General features: G+C 63.9%; 13 protein-coding genes. 6 read left to right on the top strand and 7 right to left on the bottom strand.

The window, feature by feature from the left end; translation table 11 throughout:
• Positions 1 to 64: 64 nt before the first annotated feature.
• The gene (locus EOD43_RS19845) at positions 65 to 748 is read right to left on the bottom strand and encodes a response regulator (protein ID WP_127745754.1); all 684 of its coding nucleotides are present in this window, start codon (positions 746 to 748) and stop codon (positions 65 to 67) included.
• Positions 745 to 2,322, bottom strand: a complete 1,578-nt coding sequence (locus EOD43_RS19840; protein ID WP_127745753.1) for a sensor histidine kinase — start codon at positions 2,320 to 2,322, stop codon at positions 745 to 747. Before EOD43_RS19840 ends, EOD43_RS19845 begins: the two co-directional genes overlap by 4 nt.
• Positions 2,323 to 2,390: 68 nt before the next feature.
• On the opposite strand from EOD43_RS19840, the gene pal reads away from it, so the two are divergent.
• From pal to EOD43_RS19825, 3 genes are all read left to right on the top strand, one after another.
• The gene (gene pal, locus EOD43_RS19835; RefSeq protein WP_127745752.1) at positions 2,391 to 2,906 is read left to right on the top strand and encodes a peptidoglycan-associated lipoprotein Pal; all 516 of its coding nucleotides are present in this window, start codon (positions 2,391 to 2,393) and stop codon (positions 2,904 to 2,906) included.
• Between the two features lie 74 nt (positions 2,907 to 2,980).
• Complete coding sequence (locus EOD43_RS19830; RefSeq protein WP_127745751.1) at positions 2,981 to 4,135, top strand: acyltransferase family protein; 1,155 nt, start codon at positions 2,981 to 2,983, stop codon at positions 4,133 to 4,135.
• Between the two features lie 14 nt (positions 4,136 to 4,149).
• On the top strand, positions 4,150 to 5,784 hold the full coding sequence (locus tag EOD43_RS19825) for a Na+/H+ antiporter (protein ID WP_127745750.1): 1,635 nt from the start codon (positions 4,150 to 4,152) through the stop codon (positions 5,782 to 5,784).
• Positions 5,785 to 6,824: 1,040 nt separating this feature from the next.
• Here the strand turns inward: EOD43_RS19825 and EOD43_RS23825 are convergent.
• Both EOD43_RS23825 and EOD43_RS19820 read right to left on the bottom strand, forming a co-directional pair.
• The gene (locus EOD43_RS23825) at positions 6,825 to 6,977 is read right to left on the bottom strand and encodes a hypothetical protein (RefSeq protein ID WP_164857366.1); all 153 of its coding nucleotides are present in this window, start codon (positions 6,975 to 6,977) and stop codon (positions 6,825 to 6,827) included.
• Between the two features lie 748 nt (positions 6,978 to 7,725).
• A complete protein-coding gene (locus tag EOD43_RS19820) occupies positions 7,726 to 9,177 on the bottom strand; it encodes a CYTH and CHAD domain-containing protein (RefSeq protein WP_127745749.1) in 1,452 nt (483 codons plus the stop codon).
• A 400-nt stretch (positions 9,178 to 9,577) separates the two neighbouring features.
• Between EOD43_RS19820 and EOD43_RS19815 the strand changes: the two genes are divergently transcribed.
• The 3 genes from EOD43_RS19815 to EOD43_RS19805 all read left to right on the top strand — a co-directional run bounded on the left by EOD43_RS19815 (position 9,578) and on the right by EOD43_RS19805 (position 13,453).
• A complete protein-coding gene (locus tag EOD43_RS19815; RefSeq protein WP_127745827.1) occupies positions 9,578 to 10,846 on the top strand; it encodes an FAD-dependent monooxygenase in 1,269 nt (422 codons plus the stop codon).
• A 327-nt stretch (positions 10,847 to 11,173) separates the two neighbouring features.
• A complete protein-coding gene (locus EOD43_RS19810) occupies positions 11,174 to 11,416 on the top strand; it encodes a hypothetical protein (RefSeq protein ID WP_127745748.1) in 243 nt (80 codons plus the stop codon).
• Positions 11,417 to 12,310: 894 nt separating this feature from the next.
• Positions 12,311 to 13,453, top strand: coding sequence for a vWA domain-containing protein (locus EOD43_RS19805; protein WP_127745747.1), 1,143 nt, complete (start codon positions 12,311 to 12,313; stop codon positions 13,451 to 13,453).
• Between the two features lie 364 nt (positions 13,454 to 13,817).
• Here the strand turns inward: EOD43_RS19805 and EOD43_RS19800 are convergent, their stop codons facing one another.
• From EOD43_RS19800 to glsA, 3 genes are all read right to left on the bottom strand, one after another.
• The gene (locus EOD43_RS19800) at positions 13,818 to 14,573 is read right to left on the bottom strand and encodes an alpha/beta hydrolase family protein (protein ID WP_240653391.1); all 756 of its coding nucleotides are present in this window, start codon (positions 14,571 to 14,573) and stop codon (positions 13,818 to 13,820) included.
• Positions 14,570 to 15,628 (bottom strand): DUF3182 family protein, encoded by a 1,059-nt coding sequence (locus EOD43_RS19795; protein ID WP_164857365.1) that lies wholly within the window; start codon positions 15,626 to 15,628, stop codon positions 14,570 to 14,572. The genes EOD43_RS19800 and EOD43_RS19795 overlap by 4 nt, the downstream gene beginning before the upstream one ends.
• Before the next feature lie 288 nt (positions 15,629 to 15,916).
• Positions 15,917 to 16,864: a glutaminase A gene (glsA, locus tag EOD43_RS19790; protein WP_127745745.1), complete on the bottom strand. Its 948-nt coding sequence runs from the start codon at positions 16,862 to 16,864 to the stop codon at positions 15,917 to 15,919.
• Positions 16,865 to 17,000 lie beyond the last annotated feature (136 nt).

Below are 17,000 nucleotides of genomic sequence, written 5' to 3'. Positions count from 1 at the left end.
CCGATCCTATCCATGCATATAAAAACTATAATGATCGGGCCGGTGATCTGATTGACGGTCGCTGTCAGCGGGGTGCGACGAGGCGGTATCCGACACCCGGTTCGGTCAGCAGCAGGCGGGGTTCGGACGGATCCGCCTCGATCTTCTGGCGCAGCAGGCCGATATAGACGCGCAGATATTGGGTGTCGGTCGCCTCCGGCCCCCAGCCGACGCCCAGCAGCCTTTTGTGCGTCACCACCTGCCCGGCATTGGAGGCGAGCAGCTGGAGCAGATCATATTCCTTGGGCGACATCCGCACCGCTTCGCCGCCCAGCATCACCCGGCGCGCGACGAAGTCGATCTCCAGCTCGCCCGCCATATAGCTGGTCGGGTTGGCGAAGGCGCGGTTGCGGCGGCGTTCGGCCGCGCGGATCCGGGCGAGCAGTTCGCCGATCTCGAACGGTTTGTTGACATAGTCGTCGGCGCCCTCGTCGAGCGCGGCGATCTTCTCGCCTTCCTGATGGCGCGCGGAAATGACGATGATCGGCACGTCGCTGCGGGCGCGGATCTGCTGGATGACGTCCTTGCCGTCGAGATCGGGTAGGCCGAGATCGAGCAGGACGACATCGGGTTCGATATCGCGCGCCAGCCGCAGTGCGCCGCGCCCGTCTGCCGCTGCCGTCACGCGATAGCCTGCGGCCGTCAGCACCGGCTGAAGCGCCGCGCTCAATGCCGGCTCGTCATCGACCAGCAGCACATGGATCGTCATTCGATCTCCTTCATCGTCGCCGGCGGCAGCCAGATGCGGATGCGCGTGCCGATCCCGTTCGGGCCGGGGCTTTCGGCGCGGATCGTCCCGCCGAAGGCCTCGACGAAGCCGCGCGCGATCGCGAGGCCAAGCCCGCTGCCCTTGGGCGCGCCTGATCGCGTGACGCGGTAGAAGCGGTCGAACACGCGCTCCAGATCGTCGGGCGGGATGCCGCATCCCTGATCGGCCACCACGATCTCGCATCCCCCGTCGCACATCTGCGCGCCGACGCTGATCTCCCCGTCGTCGGGGCTGTAGGCCACCGCATTTTCGAGGATGTTGACCAGCACCAGTTCGAACAGTGCCGGATCGCATCGGATCACAGGCAGGCTGTCGACCGGCTCGCGCTTCAGCCGTCGTGCGCCGGCGCGCGGGCGCGCTCGATCGATCGCGCCCTGCACGACCTCGATCGCGTCGAGCGTCTGGCTGCGATCGGTCACCGATCCCGCCTCGATCCGGCTCATTTCCAGCAGGTTGGCGGTGTAGCGGTTGAGCCGGTCGCACTCGTCGACGATACCCTGCAGCAGGTTACGCGACGTATCGGCGTCGAGCTTGTCCTGATAGCTGATCAGACCCGAAGCCGAGGCCGCGATCGTGGTCAGCGGCGTGCGGAAATCGTGGCTCACGGAGGACAGGAGCGCCGTCTTCAATTCCTCGGTGCGGGCCAGCGCGCTCGTTTCGGCGATCTTCGCCGACAATATCGCGCGCTCGAGCGCGAGCGCGATCGATCCCGCCAGCCCGATGACGAACGCGCCGCCATCCCTCGGCGCCGCGGCTCCTTCGTGGACTAGCACGCCCAGCATGGTCGAACTGCCCATGATCGGATAGGCGGTGAAGCCGCCGTCCGCCATCGGGCCGTCATCGCCGTCCCCATCGCGCAGCCGCTCGGCGATCCGGCGCCAGGCGTCGCCGGGATCGGCGGGATAGATCGGATCGAGCGCGCCGTCTTTCAGCCCGAACAGCGCGATCCGTCCCGCCAGCGTCGGGCGGATGCCGCGATCGAGCGCCTCGGCGATATCCTCGACCCGCACCGCCGACTGGAGCGCGCGGCTGGCGTCGAGCAGCGCGGTCAATTGCTCCGCGCTGCGCGCCGCGATCTGCTGGCGGTCCTTGAGCAGGCCGGCGAGGATGCCGGCCACCAGCGCGCACAGATTGAACACGACCAGCGGCGCCACATCGCTGCCGGTCGCCAAGCGGAAGGTCAGCACCGGTTCGGTCAGGTAGAAATTGTAGAGCAGGAAGGCGACGATTGCCGCGACCAGCGCCGCCGCAAGCCCGCTAAGCGCGCCCGCAATGGTGATGCCCAGCACGAAGAGCAGCGCCGAGGCGACCTCGCCGAATTCGGGCTTGGCCTCGAATGCCGCGAAGGCGGTGACGCCGATGATCAGCGCAGTCGCCGTCAGATCGCGCCAATCGAGGTGAAGCCGCAGCGCCTGTCCGATCGCAAGTCCGCTGCTCTTGTCCGCGGTCTGCATCCAGTCGCCCCGTCCGTTGGCGGCGTCGGCTAAGCGCGTGCTGTTCGTCGGTCCATACATATAAATCCTATAGTAACACGGGCGCGCGCCGCCCGCGTAAGACCCCGATTATCGTTGGGGGGATTATCATGCGACATCAGGCCATCATCCTGTTGCTGGCGGCATCGGCGCTGGCCGGCTGCACCAAGAAGACACCGCCTCCGCCCCCGTCGGCCAGCATGCCGACGAGCGAGGCCGTCGATACGCCGTCGTCGAACGCGGGCGCCGTGGGGGCGCTGGGCCAGGCCGATCTGATCGCGGCGGCGGGGGCGGATCGCGTCCTCTTCGCGCTGGATTCGTACAGCCTGTCGGGCGAGGCGCAGGCCATATTGGCGCGCCAGGCCGAATGGCTGCGCCAGCATCCGCAGGTGACGCTGACGATCGAAGGCCATTGCGACGAGCGCGGCACACGCGAGTATAACCTTGCGCTGGGCGATCGGCGTGCGGCTTCGGTCGTCACCTATCTGACGGGTCAGGGCATCGCTGCGGCGCGCCTGAATCCGATTTCCTATGGCAAGGAACGGCCCGAAGCGACCGGATCCGACGACACTGCCTATTCCCGCAACCGCCGAGCCGTGTCCGTCGTCATCGACGGCGGCCGATAAGGCGGGGAGGGCGGGCCCGTCGATGTATCCGTAGCGGCGCCGGTTCGCCCTCCATCCTTGTTCGATCGCGTTCGATGACCATGCCGACACCGTCCGTCCGACGGCCCGAACTCGATTGGATTCGGATCGCGGCCTTCGCGCTGCTGATCATCTACCATATCGCCTTGTTCTTCGGCCCGTGGGACTGGCACGTGAACAGCCGCAATCCGCAGCGCTGGATCGCCAGCGCGCTGGTCGCGACCAATCCGTGGCGGCTGGGCCTCCTGTTCTTCGTATCGGGCGCGGCGATGGGATTGCTTGGGCGGCGGTTGCCGCCGGGTCGCCTGATCGTGGACAGGACGCGCCGCCTGCTGATTCCGATGATCTTCGGCGCGATCGTGCTGGTTCCGCCGCAGGCCTGGGTCGAGGCGATCACCAAGTTCGGCGAGACGCGCGACTTCGCCGCCTATCTGCGCGATTATTTCGTCGAGGATGGGCGCCCGTGGGCCGGGCTGCCGCTCAACCATCTCTGGTTCATCGGCTACATCTGGGCCTACACCTTCGCGGTCGTCGCGATCGCGCCGTTCGCACCCTGGCTGCGCTGGGCGACGGAGCGGCGGCTGCGCGGCGTGGCGCTCCTGTTGCTGCCCGCTCTCTATCTCGTCACCGTGCGGATCGCCTTGTTCCCGGTCTTCGGGATCACCAACCGCCTGTCGTGGGACTGGTATAATCACGCCAGTTCGCTCGCGCTGTTCCTGCTCGGCTATCTGATCGTCGACAGCGAGCCCGTCTGGCGCGAACTGGCGCGTCGCCGCTGGCAGGCGCTGCTGATCGCGATCGTCAGCGTGGTGCCGCTGATGATCGATGCCGCCGCTCCGTTGCCGCAGCATCCGCGATCGATCGGGATGATGACCTGCTTCGGGATCAACCAGTGGGTGTCGATCGCGGCGATACTGGGTTTCGGCTACCAGCATCTGCGTGCCAGCGACGGGCCGTTGCTCGCTTATCTGCGCAACGGCATCTTCCCATTCTACCTGGTTCATCAGACCGCGATCGTCCTGATCGCATGGCGGATTGATCCGCTGAAACTGCCGCCGTTGGTCGAGGCCGAATTGCTGACCGCCGCGACGCTTGCGAGCTGCTTTCTCGTCTATGAAATCGCCCGTCGCCTCGGGCCGTTCGGCGAGCTGGTGGGTTTGCGTTATCGTCGGCGCGCGGCGGAGCAGCGCCGCCCCGCCTTGTCGTCATAGTCCGGAGACGAGTTTTGGAGACAGTTTCGATCGTGCTCTTCCTGCTGCTGGCGGTCGTCGTCAGCGGCGCATTGTCACGGATGTTGCCGATCCCGGCGCCGGTGCCGCTGGTGCAGATCGGGCTGGGCGCGATCATCGGCCTGTCGACCTCGCACCGGGTCGAACTCGATCCCGAACTGTTCCTGCTCCTCTTCCTGCCACCGCTCCTGTTTCTCGATGGCTGGCGCATTCCCAAGGATGAACTGTTCAAGGATTTGTCGACGATCTTCGAACTCGCGCTCGGCCTCGTCCTCATCACGGTGGTGGGGATGGGTCTGTTCATCCACTGGATGATCCCGGCGATGCCGCTGGCCGTCGCCTTCGCGCTCGCCGCCGTCGTCTCCCCCACCGATCCGATCGCGGTGTCGGCGATCGCGGCGCGCGTGCCGATCCCGAAGCGGATGATGCACATCCTCGAAGGCGAATCACTGCTCAATGATGCGTCGGGCCTCGTCTGCCTGCGCTTCGCGATTGCGGCGGCGATGACCGGGGTCTTCTCGGCCGGGGAAGCTGCGCTCAACTTCCTATGGGTCGCGGGCGCGGGCCTCGTCATCGGCGTGCTGGTGACGCTGGCCGTCACGCGCGCCAAGGCGTGGGTTACGAGCCGCTGGGGCGAGGATACCGGTTCGCAGATCCTGGTGAGCCTGCTCATCCCCTTCGGTTCCTATCTGGCGGCCGAACATGTCCACGCCTCGGGCATCCTTGCCGCGGTCGGCGCGGGCGTGACGATGACCTTCGCCGAGATCTCGCGTCAGGCGCTGGCGGTCACGCGGATGCGCCGCAATTCGGTGTGGGACACTATCCAGTTCTCGCTCAACGGCATCATCTTCGTGCTCCTGGGCGAACAGCTTCCTGCGATCCTGTCCAGCGCGAAGCGGACGGTGGCGATGACCGGGCATGGCGAGCCGTGGTGGCTAGCCATCTACATCGTCGCGATCGTCGCGGGCCTCGCCGCGCTTCGCTTCCTGTGGGTGTGGGCGTCGCTGCGCCTCACAATCCTGCGCAACCGGAACAAGAACGGGGTCGAGGTGCGCAGCCCCGAATGGCGGCTGGTCGCGGCGATGTCGCTCGCGGGTGTGCGCGGGGCGATCACGCTGGCGGGCGTGCTGACCCTGCCGCTGGCGCTCAGCGACGGCACGCCCTTCCCCGCGCGCGATCTGGCGATCTTCCTCGCGGCGGGGGTGATCATCGCCTCGCTGCTGATCGCCAGTGTCGGTCTCCCCGTGCTGCTGCGCGGCCTCACCATGCCGGCGGAGCCGTCAAAGCAGGCCGATGAGGATGCCGCGCGCGTCGCTGCCGCCGAAGCTGCTATCCAGGCGATCGAGCGCCACCAGCACGAATTGTCCGAAAAGCTCGGCGACGCCGACCGCTACGCCGCCGCCGGTGCGCGCGTGATGGACCTCTATCGCGAACGCATCGAAGGGTTGGGTACCGATCGTGGCGAGGATATCCGGCTGCAGGAGCGGCGCTTCAAGGAATTCCGCCTCGTCGGCCTCAAGGCCGAACGCGCCGCTCTGACCGAACTTATCCGCACCCGCCGCCTGGGCAGCGCGACCATGCAGAAGCTGACCCGCGAACTCGATCTGTCGGAAGCGAGATATCGATTCTAAAAGTCATCTCGCGCATGCGCGGCACCTATGTGAATATCTTTCAGCTATGATCCTCTTTCAAGTATCAGCCGTTGTGACGACACAGGTCGCTGCAACTGGGGAGATCCGTTGGATTTCAGGAGTCGTACATTCATCGACGATGTCGTCTACCTCGATGGCAACACTTTCACGAACTGCACTTTTGATGGGTGCGTTATTCGCTACGACGGCGGAGCCGTCGCCTTCAGCGGCACCACAACTTTTAACGTCGAAAACATCTTTGAGTGGGGGCCTGGTGTGAATATGGGCCACCCTTTCTCCCGTTGGATGTATGCATGCCTGAAAAGGGCTACCGAACATCAAACCCAGCAATTAGCGCCGGATTCTGGCGCTCACGATTCTGGATCTCGCCCCAATTAAGCGAACGCTCCGCTTCGGAAGCCGCGAACGGCGCAACCCATTCCCTCATGCTTCGAGGAGGCGACACTTCGTTTTGCGCAAACTTCCCCCACGTGCCGCTCGTCTTGAGTGGCTTGCGGGCGTCGGCTGCAACCGCAATGCAGGTCCGACTTTCGCCTCCGGCGGCAGTCGCGACCTGCTCAATTGACGGTTCTGACGGTTTTGCAGCTTCGAGGGAATGCTTTCCAGCGGCGAGGTGATGCGCGATTTCTGGTGACAATCGGACGCGCGGTTACGTTAGGTCGGCTCACCATTCCATTGGCCGCCAGTCTAGCGAGACTGCGGCACGTCCGGGGATTATCCCTGACACGCTCGCGCCATTTGATCGAGAGAATGTTTATCTTTGCCGCGGCAGTGATTGCTGGCAGACGCCCAGCACGAAGCGAAGAGATTGGGCGAAATATCATCGATCCGCGCTGACCGGGGAGTGAAGCACCGATGATCCTGCCGTTCGATACCACCCCGACCTTGTCGTCGGCCTCGAAATCCTCGTGATGATCGTGAGCGCATTGAGCTTCGCCGCCATATTGATGAGTGACGACGAGTGGTGGCCGACCGGGCGCAACTAGGATCGCCGTGCCGGCTCAACACCCATCTTATCTTCAAGGCAACTCGCCGACAGGGGCAGGAACGGCGAAAGATCGCTGCGGTTCAAGCGGCATGCTGATGAAAGTCGCCTTGTTCTTCGTACCCGTCGTTTTCGCGATCATCTTGCTCCTGCCGGCTATGGTTCGCCAGAAGGTGGTCGACAGCATCAATGAGCGGCCCCGCCTCCCGCTTCGGCATCGTCGACCGCGCCGCGAGAAACCGACGCGCGCTGCCAAGCCTGACTAAAGGAGCGTGGCTGGTGCCAGGGCGCCGGCAATCTGCTGAAGGGGTGAGACGCATTCGACGGCGAACTCGCAACGCCTCGCGAACTCACCGTCGTGGAAATCGCTAGGCGTGCGCGAAGTGATCACGGTGCGTGTTCGCGGTCGACGCTGGGCGTGGCCGTACGCCGTCGAACGTGAATCTGGCCAAGCCGGAAAGCTGCACGTGCCAGAGCGTGATTGACACAATGCCCCTCCTATCGATCACAAAAAGCGGGTTCCATGATTGATAGAGGCGTGCGCCATCGATCATAGTCGCCGCAGGAAGACAGCGAACGGGCTGCACGTTGAAATTGCGGATGGCCAACGCTGCCCTTCTGGCACCAGAGTTGGGACTATGGTCGCCCAATCGCGCTCGCCATAACAAGCACCTGGCGCGGAGCCCGCCCCATGCCGCTGGACCGGTCCTGCGTGGGCATCCGGCGCATTCTCTCAAATCGGACGGCAAGACTAGCGTTGCCTCGGGAGCCCGGCCTGCCTCGTCGTTGTAGCGCGCTCGCGGCACCGCCGACTGGACGTGCTCCCACATTCCGCAAGAAGCTTACGTCCTCGGCTCATCAGGCTCGGAGGCATCAAAGATGATGGCAGACGCCATTGAGCGACCTGAATGAGGAGGTTGCTGCCGTCCGATCTTTCAGGCCCAGAAGCGCTTTGTGTCGACAACGTCTTCGTAGGCATCGGCAGCTGCGAGGATCAGGTCCGATCGGATAGGCGGGTTCTTATCGACGCCGGCCGCCCCCGAAAGGCCCAGCCGGTCTAACACGACAGGAATGGTGGCGGCGTCATTCAGCGCACCCAGCTGATCCTGCAGCGTTTCAAGTGCAGCCACAAATTTCTTGTAACGACGACGCTCGCGCTCGCCATCGAACAGACCGACAAAGAACTCACAGGCATAGCGGAGCTTCTTGGCATCCTTGCGCACGTCGTGACGCGTCTCGTCGTCGACCCGCACGAGATCGCGACCGCCTTTCTTCACTTTACGCCGAAATCGCGCCAGCGCGCGCTCCGCAAAGAGACGCGCCGGTATGCTGCGAGCCTCGCGGTTCTTTTTGCGATCGAGCCAGGCGCCGTCGTCGATCCACTGGACGAGATCGAGCAACAGGCGACGCGCGCGGGCCGAAGCGAGCACCGCCTCGACCCTGTCATATTGCGCCTCGCGTGCTCGAGCGACATCGTCGCGCATCGGGCCTGCATCGATCGCGGCCAATAGCACATCGAGATTGCGCGCCTCACCAAGCTCGTAGGCCAGCCAGCGCAACTCCTCACGCAGTCGGTCGCTTTGGTCCCCGACGGCCAGCGCTTTGAAAATAGCGAAGGCCGATCGCAGCCGCCGTAGCGCCACCCGCGCCTGATGGAGCGCGTCTGCGTGCCGGTTCGCTTTGAGCAGATCCTCATTCAAGCGGAAATGGCGCACGCAAGCCTTGACGATAGCGCGGAATGCGTCGGCTGCGGTCATATCGGCGGTCAGCGTAATGCTTTGGGCCTTTACCGCATTCGGCGCGGCATCCGACAGGCGATAACCGCGTTCGGCCTTGCTCGCGATCCCAGGCCGGACAGGGCCGATCTCGTGCAGGCGGCGGGCAAAGTCGAACAATGCCGCGCGGCTGCCGGTCTGGAGTTCCAGTTCCAGTTCGCTGATCCGTGCCGAACGTTCCCCCGCCACAACTTCGCCACGGTCGATGGCAACCTCGATCGAAGCCCCCTTCCAATCGACCAGCCAGAGACGGCGCTCTACCTGTATCTCGAACTGCTTCGCCACCTGGTCGACCTTGTCGCCGATGAGGCCGACGATAGGGGTGGCGTCGTCCAGAACGGGTCGACCGTCAGGCACCTCGCGCTCCCATTCCGGTCGGGCAAACAATCCGGCGGCGCGATCATCGTCGGCTTTAATCGTCTGCGTCCAGACGCCATCGGCCTCGCGCACGCGCAATGAAAGACCTGCCGCCTTCAGCGCGCGATCGGGGGTGTCAAAATAGGTCGATCGCTGGTTGATCGACCTTGGAGCACCGCCCAACCAGGGCGACTGCTCGATCGCATTTGCTGCGTCGGCATCGACATCAAGCTTGAGTTCGACTTCGCTGACCATGCAATCCTCGACGTTTCGTTCAACATACTTGTTCCAACGTGATGACATCGCGACGACACAGCGCGCGGTGCGAAGGCGCCGCGGCGGCCTTGCCCCCGCGCAGATGCGCGTGCGAACGCACGGTACGCCGCGGGCGCATTATAATCTGGATCAGTGCGTGGCGGGTCGCCCCTGCTATCCTGTCCGTGAGGCTTCGCGCTCCCCGATTCCCCAATCGTCCGTGTGGATTGCGCCCACGGTGTACGAAGTCTCAACCGGACTTCGCGCCCTGCTTCTCAAGCTGCGGAGCGCTGTGGTCGAAGGTGGCCAGCCAGCATCAGCCGATTATCGCCGTCACAGCTCGCGCGACCGGCAGGAACGCAAACCGGGCGAGCGTTGTTTCTTCATGCGAGGAGATCGCATGTCGAAACATATCCTGATCACCGGCGCGAGCATTGCTGGGAACGCCGCCGCTGCCGCGCTGCTGCATGAAGGTTTCGACGTCACGGTGGTCGAACGCGAGCCTGCGTTTCGCGATGGTGGCCAGAATATCGATGTGCGCGGGGTTGGTCGCGAGGTGCTGCGACTAATGGGGCTGGACGCCATCGCGCTGGCGCAGGGCACAGGCGAAGAGGGCACTGTGTGGGTCAATGCCGATGGAAGCGAGGCGGCGCGCTTCCTCGCGAGCGAGATCGAAGGCGACGGCCCGACCGCGGAAATGGAAATCCTCCGCGGCGACCTGGCGCGGCTGCTCTATGATGCCGTGAGCGACGAGAAACGGTTCCGCTTCGGCGATCATATTGTCGGTGTCGAGGAGAAGCGCGACGCGGTAGCCGTGACCTTCGCGAGCGGCGTGACGGCGGATTATGATGCGCTGATCGTCGCCGAGGGCGTCGGCTCGAGCACCCGCGAACTCGTGTTCGCGGGCGAGAATGACCCGCGCTGGATGGATCTCACCATCGCCTACTTCACTATCCCGACGACCCCCAACGATGATCGGATGTGGCGGTGGTACAATGCGCCCGGCAAGCGCAGCGTGTCGTTGCGACCTGATCGGCATGGTACGGCGCGAGCGATGCTGTCGATTGCCAGGGAGGCGGGCGGCGCCGAGCACTGGGATGTCGATCAACAAAAGGCGTTCCTGCGCGCATGTTTCGCCGACGCGGGATGGGAAACCCCGCGCATTCTCGCGGCTATGGACGATGCCGACGATTTCTATTTCGATGCGCTGCGACAGGTGCGGATGCCGCGCTGGTCGCACGGAAGGGTCGTGCTCACAGGGGACGCGGCATGGTGCGCCACGCCCCTGGCCGGGATCGGCGCCACGCTCGCAGTCACGGGCGCTTATGTGCTCGCGCAGGAACTGGCCGGGACCCACGACGTCGAAGACGCTTTCAAAGCCTATGAAGATCAGATGCGTCCCATGGTGGAAGACGGGCAGGGCGTTCCCAAGATTGCGCCACGGCTGATGCATCCCAAAAGCCGGCTGGGCATTCGCCTGCTTCACGGTGTGCTCGGCCTGGCCAGCCTCGAACCCGTTCGCGACCTTACCGCCAGGCTGGTCGGAGCGCCCGACAAGGAGGTCGATCTGTCCCGGTACGACCGCGCACCTTATGCTGTGCACGGTGATCGCTCGAACGCTCAAGGCCGGTCAAGTCAGCGAAGGCGCGGGGCAACCGGACCACGTTGACAACAGGCGCAGCAACTGATTGCGCGAGCGGCAGGGTCGCGCCGGGATGGTGGCGGATTGCAGCGGTTTTCAAACACATCGCGATACCCTCGGCACCGTCGGGCCATCGCTTCCAGTCCCGCTGGCGGGATCTACAGTTGAAGGCGCACGGGGCAGGGAGGGGCTTGCCAGACGCGCCGTGGCAACAAATGCTGTCGTCAGTCGGGCGGTCGTGAAGCACTGCCCCATATGCGTGGACGGAGATCGGTTCTCGCCCGCTGCGCCTCGTCTTGCGCAATCCTCTGCTTTCTCTCAAGGTGAAGCGGGCTTTGGGAAAAGGACTTGGCTATGCAGAATGTCACCTTTCAGTTCACTCTCCCCGACCATCGAAGTCTTTCAGCCCAGATTAGAGAGCGTGAGCTGGTGAAGGTCTTCGGAAGCCGCGGCGACCTGTCCCCCGACGACTTTTTCAATGTGCATCGCAGGACGGTTGAGGCAGCGGCCCGCCGGAAAGCCACCCACATGACCAAGCGACCGCGCGAAACGGTTTCGCTGACGGCGGTCGACTTTCGACACTGCGCTCGGCTTTAGCTGCTGGTCGTCGGGGGTAAAGCTGCGAGCCCGAAACCCTCTGTGACTCCCGAGGTTGAAAAGCCTCAGCCGGTCAGGCCGCCACTGGACCAGCGCAGCCCCGCTTCTATGTCGATCATCGTTGAATGAGCTTCAGTCGTTCTGGCCTGCCGCGCGGAAGAGGTCCAATATCTTGCAAACGACCAAGAGCGACGAAGCTATGCCTTGGCACCGTCGAGACCAGAGGGGTGCGCGCCGTTTTTGCGGGCGCGACGTAGACGCCTCACCTAAAAGCCGCGCTGCCCATCGCTCAAATCGCTCTGCGGTCGCCATATGGAGCGGTGCCATCCACTTGCCGCGCGCGTGGCCAGATCGCGCTCACGTTGCGCTCGAGCGCGGTAATATTCGGCGCTGATTTTGCGCATCGACACCTCCTGTTGCCCGCGGTCAGAACGGCGGTCCGCGCGCGTTGATCCCAAAGCGTATCATTTTGAGTTCGATTGCGGCGCACGCCGCTTTCCCCCGTCAAGCCAGACTGCAATCACCATGACGTCCGGGCGGCGCTCGCGCCGCGCGCGAAAGCCGCGCAATCAGCCGGACAAAGCTACGCTCGACGTGCGATCAGCAACTGGCAGAAGGCTGTGTCCGGGCCAGCCGGACACCGGCGCAATACGCGCGGTCCGTCGACCTATGAGCGTTTCAGCCACGGTGACTGGCAGCGAGTGCTGCCCACGAGCGCGAGACTTGGTCGGGTCGTCGACGGTTTCAGCTCGGGAGAAGCAAAGTCGTGCGCATGGTCGGCCGGCGGCACGAACCTGGACATGCCCAACTTGACTGGACCCCTATGCCGGCCCTGTCCGTTATTCCGCCGCGGTTATGTTGGCGCAGCCGATGATCAGGAAGTCAGGTTAGCATATGGACATCGTTCTTCGCTCTGCTTGCGCGTTGTTGGTGTTGGCGGTCTGCGGATGCGGCGGTGCTAAGAATGACGATCCAGACAACACGCGAACATCGCGGAGCGTTGTGAGCGCGAGCGACGTGGAAGACGCGCGCGCCTATATCGCCCAGTTCATCTCTGACAATCCTGATCGCTGCTTCGCCGAAGTCGGGCTGGATCGGCCCGAACTGCAACGTCAGGGCGGCGATGATATCGGCCCTCATGTCCAGCCGGCGCGCGTCGTGATAGCGATTGACGGCTCTGGCTCGATGGCGGGCCGGATCGGCGGACAGACCAAGGTTGAGCTCGCGCGCAAAGCCGCCGCCCGGTTTGTCGACGGATTGCCATCGACGGTCGAAACCTCGTTGCTGGTGTTCGGACAGCAAGGTGACAATAAGGCGGCGAATAAGGCCAGATCCTGCGCGGGGGTCGACCTGCTTGCCCCGATGTCGAGCGATCGGGGGCGCCTCGTTGCCGCGATATCCCAGGTCCAGGCGGTGGGCTGGACGCCGCTCGCGCTCGGCCTGACGAAGGCACGGGCGCTGCTCGCCCCCTCGTCCACGCCGGGCGAGCAGATCATCTACGTGGTCTCGGATGGCGAAGAGACATGCGGAGGCGATCCAGTGGCAGTCGCGCGGCAGATCAACGGCGGCACGACCCGCGCGATCGTCAACATCATCGGCTTTGGCCTGCCCCCGGGCGAAATCGCCGCGCTAAAGGCTGTGTCCGACGCGGGCGGCGGCCATTTCGTCAACCTCAACAGCCGCTCCGATTATGAACGAACATTCGACCGGATCCGCGAGTCAAACCGCCAGGCGTCGAACGCCATCCGTCAGAGTAACGCCGTCGCAGGCAACGCCGTGCAGACGTCAAACGCCATCAGCAGCGCCTCGGTCTGCGTCAGCAACATCATCAGCAGCGAGAATGTCCGACTGAGCAATGACCTGTCCGCCCGGGCGGTTCGGGGCGAGCCGGTGTCCTTCGCCCGGACCTCGCAGGCGATATTGAAGCGGCGGCATGATCAGATGGAGGCGCGGCTGAAGGACTATCGCGCGCAATTGCAAGATGGAGAGATTCGAGCGCGCAGAACGATCGATGCCGCGGCGGCCGCAGCCCGTTAGGCCGATCCTGGAAAAGAGCGGGCGCGCCTCAGCGCTGCGGACCTGTTTCGCCGACTGGTCGATGCGATCCTTCGGCCGACGGTCATGGGAACCCGTATCTCGGTGAAAGTTCGCTTCCATAAGGACGCCGATAAGCTTCCATGACCGGTGCGGCCGAAACATGCCGCCGTTGCCTGCCGTCATCATTTCGGTTTCAGGTCACCGCCATGGCGGGCGTCGGACGCGGATCGATGCGATCCGCAATCGCGCGCCAGTCCAAACACCATCCGCCTGGGGCTTGCCGCTTCGCCACGAGCGACCACGACAGCCAAGGGGGCAGGCGAGGCGGTCAGGCACCACCCGAACCGCCTGCAGTCGACGTTTTTCAATAGGTAAGACGACTTGCGCGAACCATTTCCTCGATCCACCCGGTCAGCAGCGTTGAATATGTCCGCTGATGCTGCGGGTCGCGCATTGCGTGGGTTGCCCCGTGAATGATCCGGTGGCTCAGCGAATTCGCCTTACCGAACGCCGCCTGGATCGCGACGATCGTCTGATGCGGAATACGATCATCATTTTCGGATTCAACGATGAGCGCATCGCCCTTAAACCGCGCGCAGGCCGCGAGAGCGCGATCCTCCTCGATCGGGCAGGGCTGCTCGCGGTACGCGCGAACCTTGTCCTTATCGAGCCTGGCCTTGGGGATGTCCCACTGCGCGTCAGGATAGAGCGCTGGAACCCGCATCGCCAGCCAGCGCACGGGACGATGTGCGGTCAGAAGCATGGCGAGATATCCGCCATAGCTCGTGCCCACAACGCCGATCGCGTCGCGATCGATGAGCGGCTGCAAGGCTAAATAGTCATAGGCCGCCAGAACATCTTCCAAGCCGTCCTTGCGGGTCACCGCATCTTGCCGGGCGTCGCTCCCCGCATGGCCGCGCAAGTCGAAGGTGAAGCAGATGCACCCCAGACGGGCGAGCTCTTCGGCATGACCAAGATCCTCCGCCTGATCGCCGCCCCAACCGTGGATGAACAGGAAACCCGGCACAGGAGCTTCAGGCTTGAGCAGCGTTCCCACGATCTTGTCATCGCCGACCGAAAGCCTGACCCGATTTTCGTCTAATGCGCTCAGATCATTCACATGAGCCTCATCGTATATTTGGTCATGGCGCCGACCTGCGGGTCGACACTCTGATAATATAGGGTCGCGCCCAGCGGCGGCTCAACAACATCATAGATCTCGACCGTAGAGCAACGGACCGCCTCGGTGGCGGGCTCGGCGGCCAGAGCCTTGAACGCGGCGATCTCGGCGCCGCTGGCGCCGCCAATCCGCCACGACTGCTCCAATATTGCTATGCGGCGCAGACCTTGGCTATCGGTGCCTTCGATGACGTCATAATTTCGTCGGCTAAAGCGAATGTCGGGGTAGGCCGCTTGAGCGGCCTCATCAAATAAGGTCGCGCATGCAACGGCCTTCGCCAGAGACACGGGAAGTTGCAGTCCCGCCAGAACGTCGAAGCCGCCTCTGACCGCGTAGAGGTCTGACCCACCATAGACCTCGCGGCCCTGGTGATCCGTAGTGAGGTTCTGGCTGCCCCAGTAGCTGATCTGATGCGCGCCGAGCGATACGCTTCCCACACTATAGGTCACGACGTCGCTTAAATTGGCTTCGAGGACGATCCCGCAATTCGCGATCATTCTCGCATCCTCCTGCGCCAGACAGCGATCAAGATCCGTTTCAGTCCGGACGACATACTGGCCCAACCCGGCTTTTCCACATACATCCTTGACGCGCACCGGCCCCCTTTCAAGCAAAAGCCGCCCCGCACGCCGCGCGTCCTCGATCGAAAACGCTGTGAACCCCTCCAGCGCAGCATCGCCGAGCCGCCTGGCCATCTCCGTCGACCATTCGAGAGGCCGGGTCGCCTCCTCGTCGACCAGGCCATGCGTGATAGCCTTGGTCGCGACAAAGGCTGCCGGGACCATGCCGCCAAGGATCATCAGCTCGCTGTGCGCGGCCGTGCTGGCCGACGCAACGATCGTATCGCCGGGCACAAGCAGGATCCGGCCTTCCAAGGCTTCGGCACGTTGCGCCGGACCGCGGACCGGTATGCCCAGAAACTGCGCGATTTCGCTGAGCAGTTTGCTGCGTGATGCCTGGTCATGGACGTTGCCGGTCCGTCCCTCGTCGGCCAACGCCGCCACGGCGCTGGGAAGGGGAGGATGGCACCGGGCATGCGATGCGTCGGATATATGCCACCTCAAGTCGATCATGCTGAGAGACCTTTCGACCACGTCGTCTTACAACGTGGCGGCTCTCGGGTAGTTCAGCGGTCCTTAACCCATAGCAGGTCGATTTCCGGCCTCGCGTTGAACGGCTCTAGACCGCATCACCGACGCACGGCGGCCGTGGCGTGATCTGGCGATCATGCCAGCTGCCATCTGCTATCGGCGCAATTCAGGGCGTTGCGGGTGCCGCAGCCTTCAACTGTTGTGTCGCGGAGCCGGTGGGCCGAACACCGACCAGCCGGTGTGATGCACCAGCATCTCCAGAGCACGCACGCCCAATATTGAATTGCCATGCTGGTCGAGATTGGGCGACCATACGGCGATCGAAGCGACTTCAGGCACCACCGCCAGAATCCCACCGCCGACACCGCTCTTGGCCGGCAATCCCACACGTAACGCAAAATCGCCCGATCCGTCATAATGACCACATGTCATCATCAGCGCGAGGAGCTTGCGCATTCGCATCGCCCTTTGGCAATCTTCAGTCCCGCCATCCCTTCGCGTCCTGGCGAGGAACAGGCTTGCCTGCGACAGCTCGGCAACGTCGAGCGATATCGCGCATTGCCGCACATAGGCCGACATCACGTCGTCCGGCTTCGACCGCAGATTGTCGTGGTGCCTCATGAAGCTCAGCATCGCGCGGTTGAGGTCGCCGCCTTCGTCCTCACTCGCCAGTACCGCACGATCCAGCGACACGTTGCGCCCCAGCTCGCGTTTCACGAGATCTGTGACCGCACCGCGCGCGCAACCCGCCTCGATCATCGCGTCAACCGTCACCAGCGCCCCGGCATTCACGAACGGATTGCGGGGAATGCCCCGCGTGCGCTCGAGATCGATGATCGAGTTGAACGGGTCGCCCGACGGCTCGCGACCGACCCGCTTGAAGATCTGCTCGCCCATCGCGCAGAGCACGATCTCGAGCGTAAACACCTTGGCGATGCTCTGCAGGGGGAAGGGTGTGTCCGCCCTACCGCCACAAAAGGTCTCACCGTCGATCGTCGTGACCGCTATGCCAAAGGGGCCGGGCTCCAATCCGCTCTCTTTGGCATCGGCGCTCGCTTCGATCTCCGCCGCATGCGCCGAGATCTCTGCTGCGATTTCCTCGAGGATCGAGCCAAGATCGCTCGTGCCACTGCTGCTCATGCCACCCCGACCTGGACCCGATCGGGGAAATTTCTCGCCTCACTCATGCAATGTCCTTCCGATCTCGATGCCAGCTGAACGAATGACAGCTTGGATGGCTCATAGTCGGCTATTGGAAATCGCCGCCGACATGCTT

The sequence above is a fragment of the Sphingomonas crocodyli genome (assembly GCF_004005865.1).
Taxonomy (GTDB): Bacteria; Pseudomonadota; Alphaproteobacteria; order Sphingomonadales; family Sphingomonadaceae; genus Rhizorhabdus; species Rhizorhabdus crocodyli.
This window is presented reverse-complemented; position numbering and strand designations above follow the sequence as displayed.

Excerpts from the sequence above, each read along its gene's own strand:
- EOD43_RS19815 (WP_127745827.1), top strand. The coding sequence starts at position 9,578 with ATGTCGAAACATATCCTGATCACCGGCGCGAGCATTGCTGGGAACGCC.
- glsA (WP_127745745.1), bottom strand. The coding sequence starts at position 16,864 with ATGAGCAGCAGTGGCACGAGCGATCTTGGCTCGATCCTCGAGGAAATC.
- pal (WP_127745752.1), top strand. The coding sequence starts at position 2,391 with ATGCGACATCAGGCCATCATCCTGTTGCTGGCGGCATCGGCGCTGGCC.
- EOD43_RS19805 (WP_127745747.1), top strand. The coding sequence starts at position 12,311 with ATGGACATCGTTCTTCGCTCTGCTTGCGCGTTGTTGGTGTTGGCGGTC.
- EOD43_RS19820 (WP_127745749.1), bottom strand. The coding sequence starts at position 9,177 with ATGGTCAGCGAAGTCGAACTCAAGCTTGATGTCGATGCCGACGCAGCA.
- EOD43_RS23825 (WP_164857366.1), bottom strand. The coding sequence starts at position 6,977 with ATGCTGTCGACCACCTTCTGGCGAACCATAGCCGGCAGGAGCAAGATG.
- EOD43_RS19845 (WP_127745754.1), bottom strand. The coding sequence starts at position 748 with ATGACGATCCATGTGCTGCTGGTCGATGACGAGCCGGCATTGAGCGCG.
- EOD43_RS19840 (WP_127745753.1), bottom strand. The coding sequence starts at position 2,322 with ATGTATGGACCGACGAACAGCACGCGCTTAGCCGACGCCGCCAACGGA.
- EOD43_RS19810 (WP_127745748.1), top strand. The coding sequence starts at position 11,174 with ATGCAGAATGTCACCTTTCAGTTCACTCTCCCCGACCATCGAAGTCTT.
- EOD43_RS19830 (WP_127745751.1), top strand. The coding sequence starts at position 2,981 with ATGACCATGCCGACACCGTCCGTCCGACGGCCCGAACTCGATTGGATT.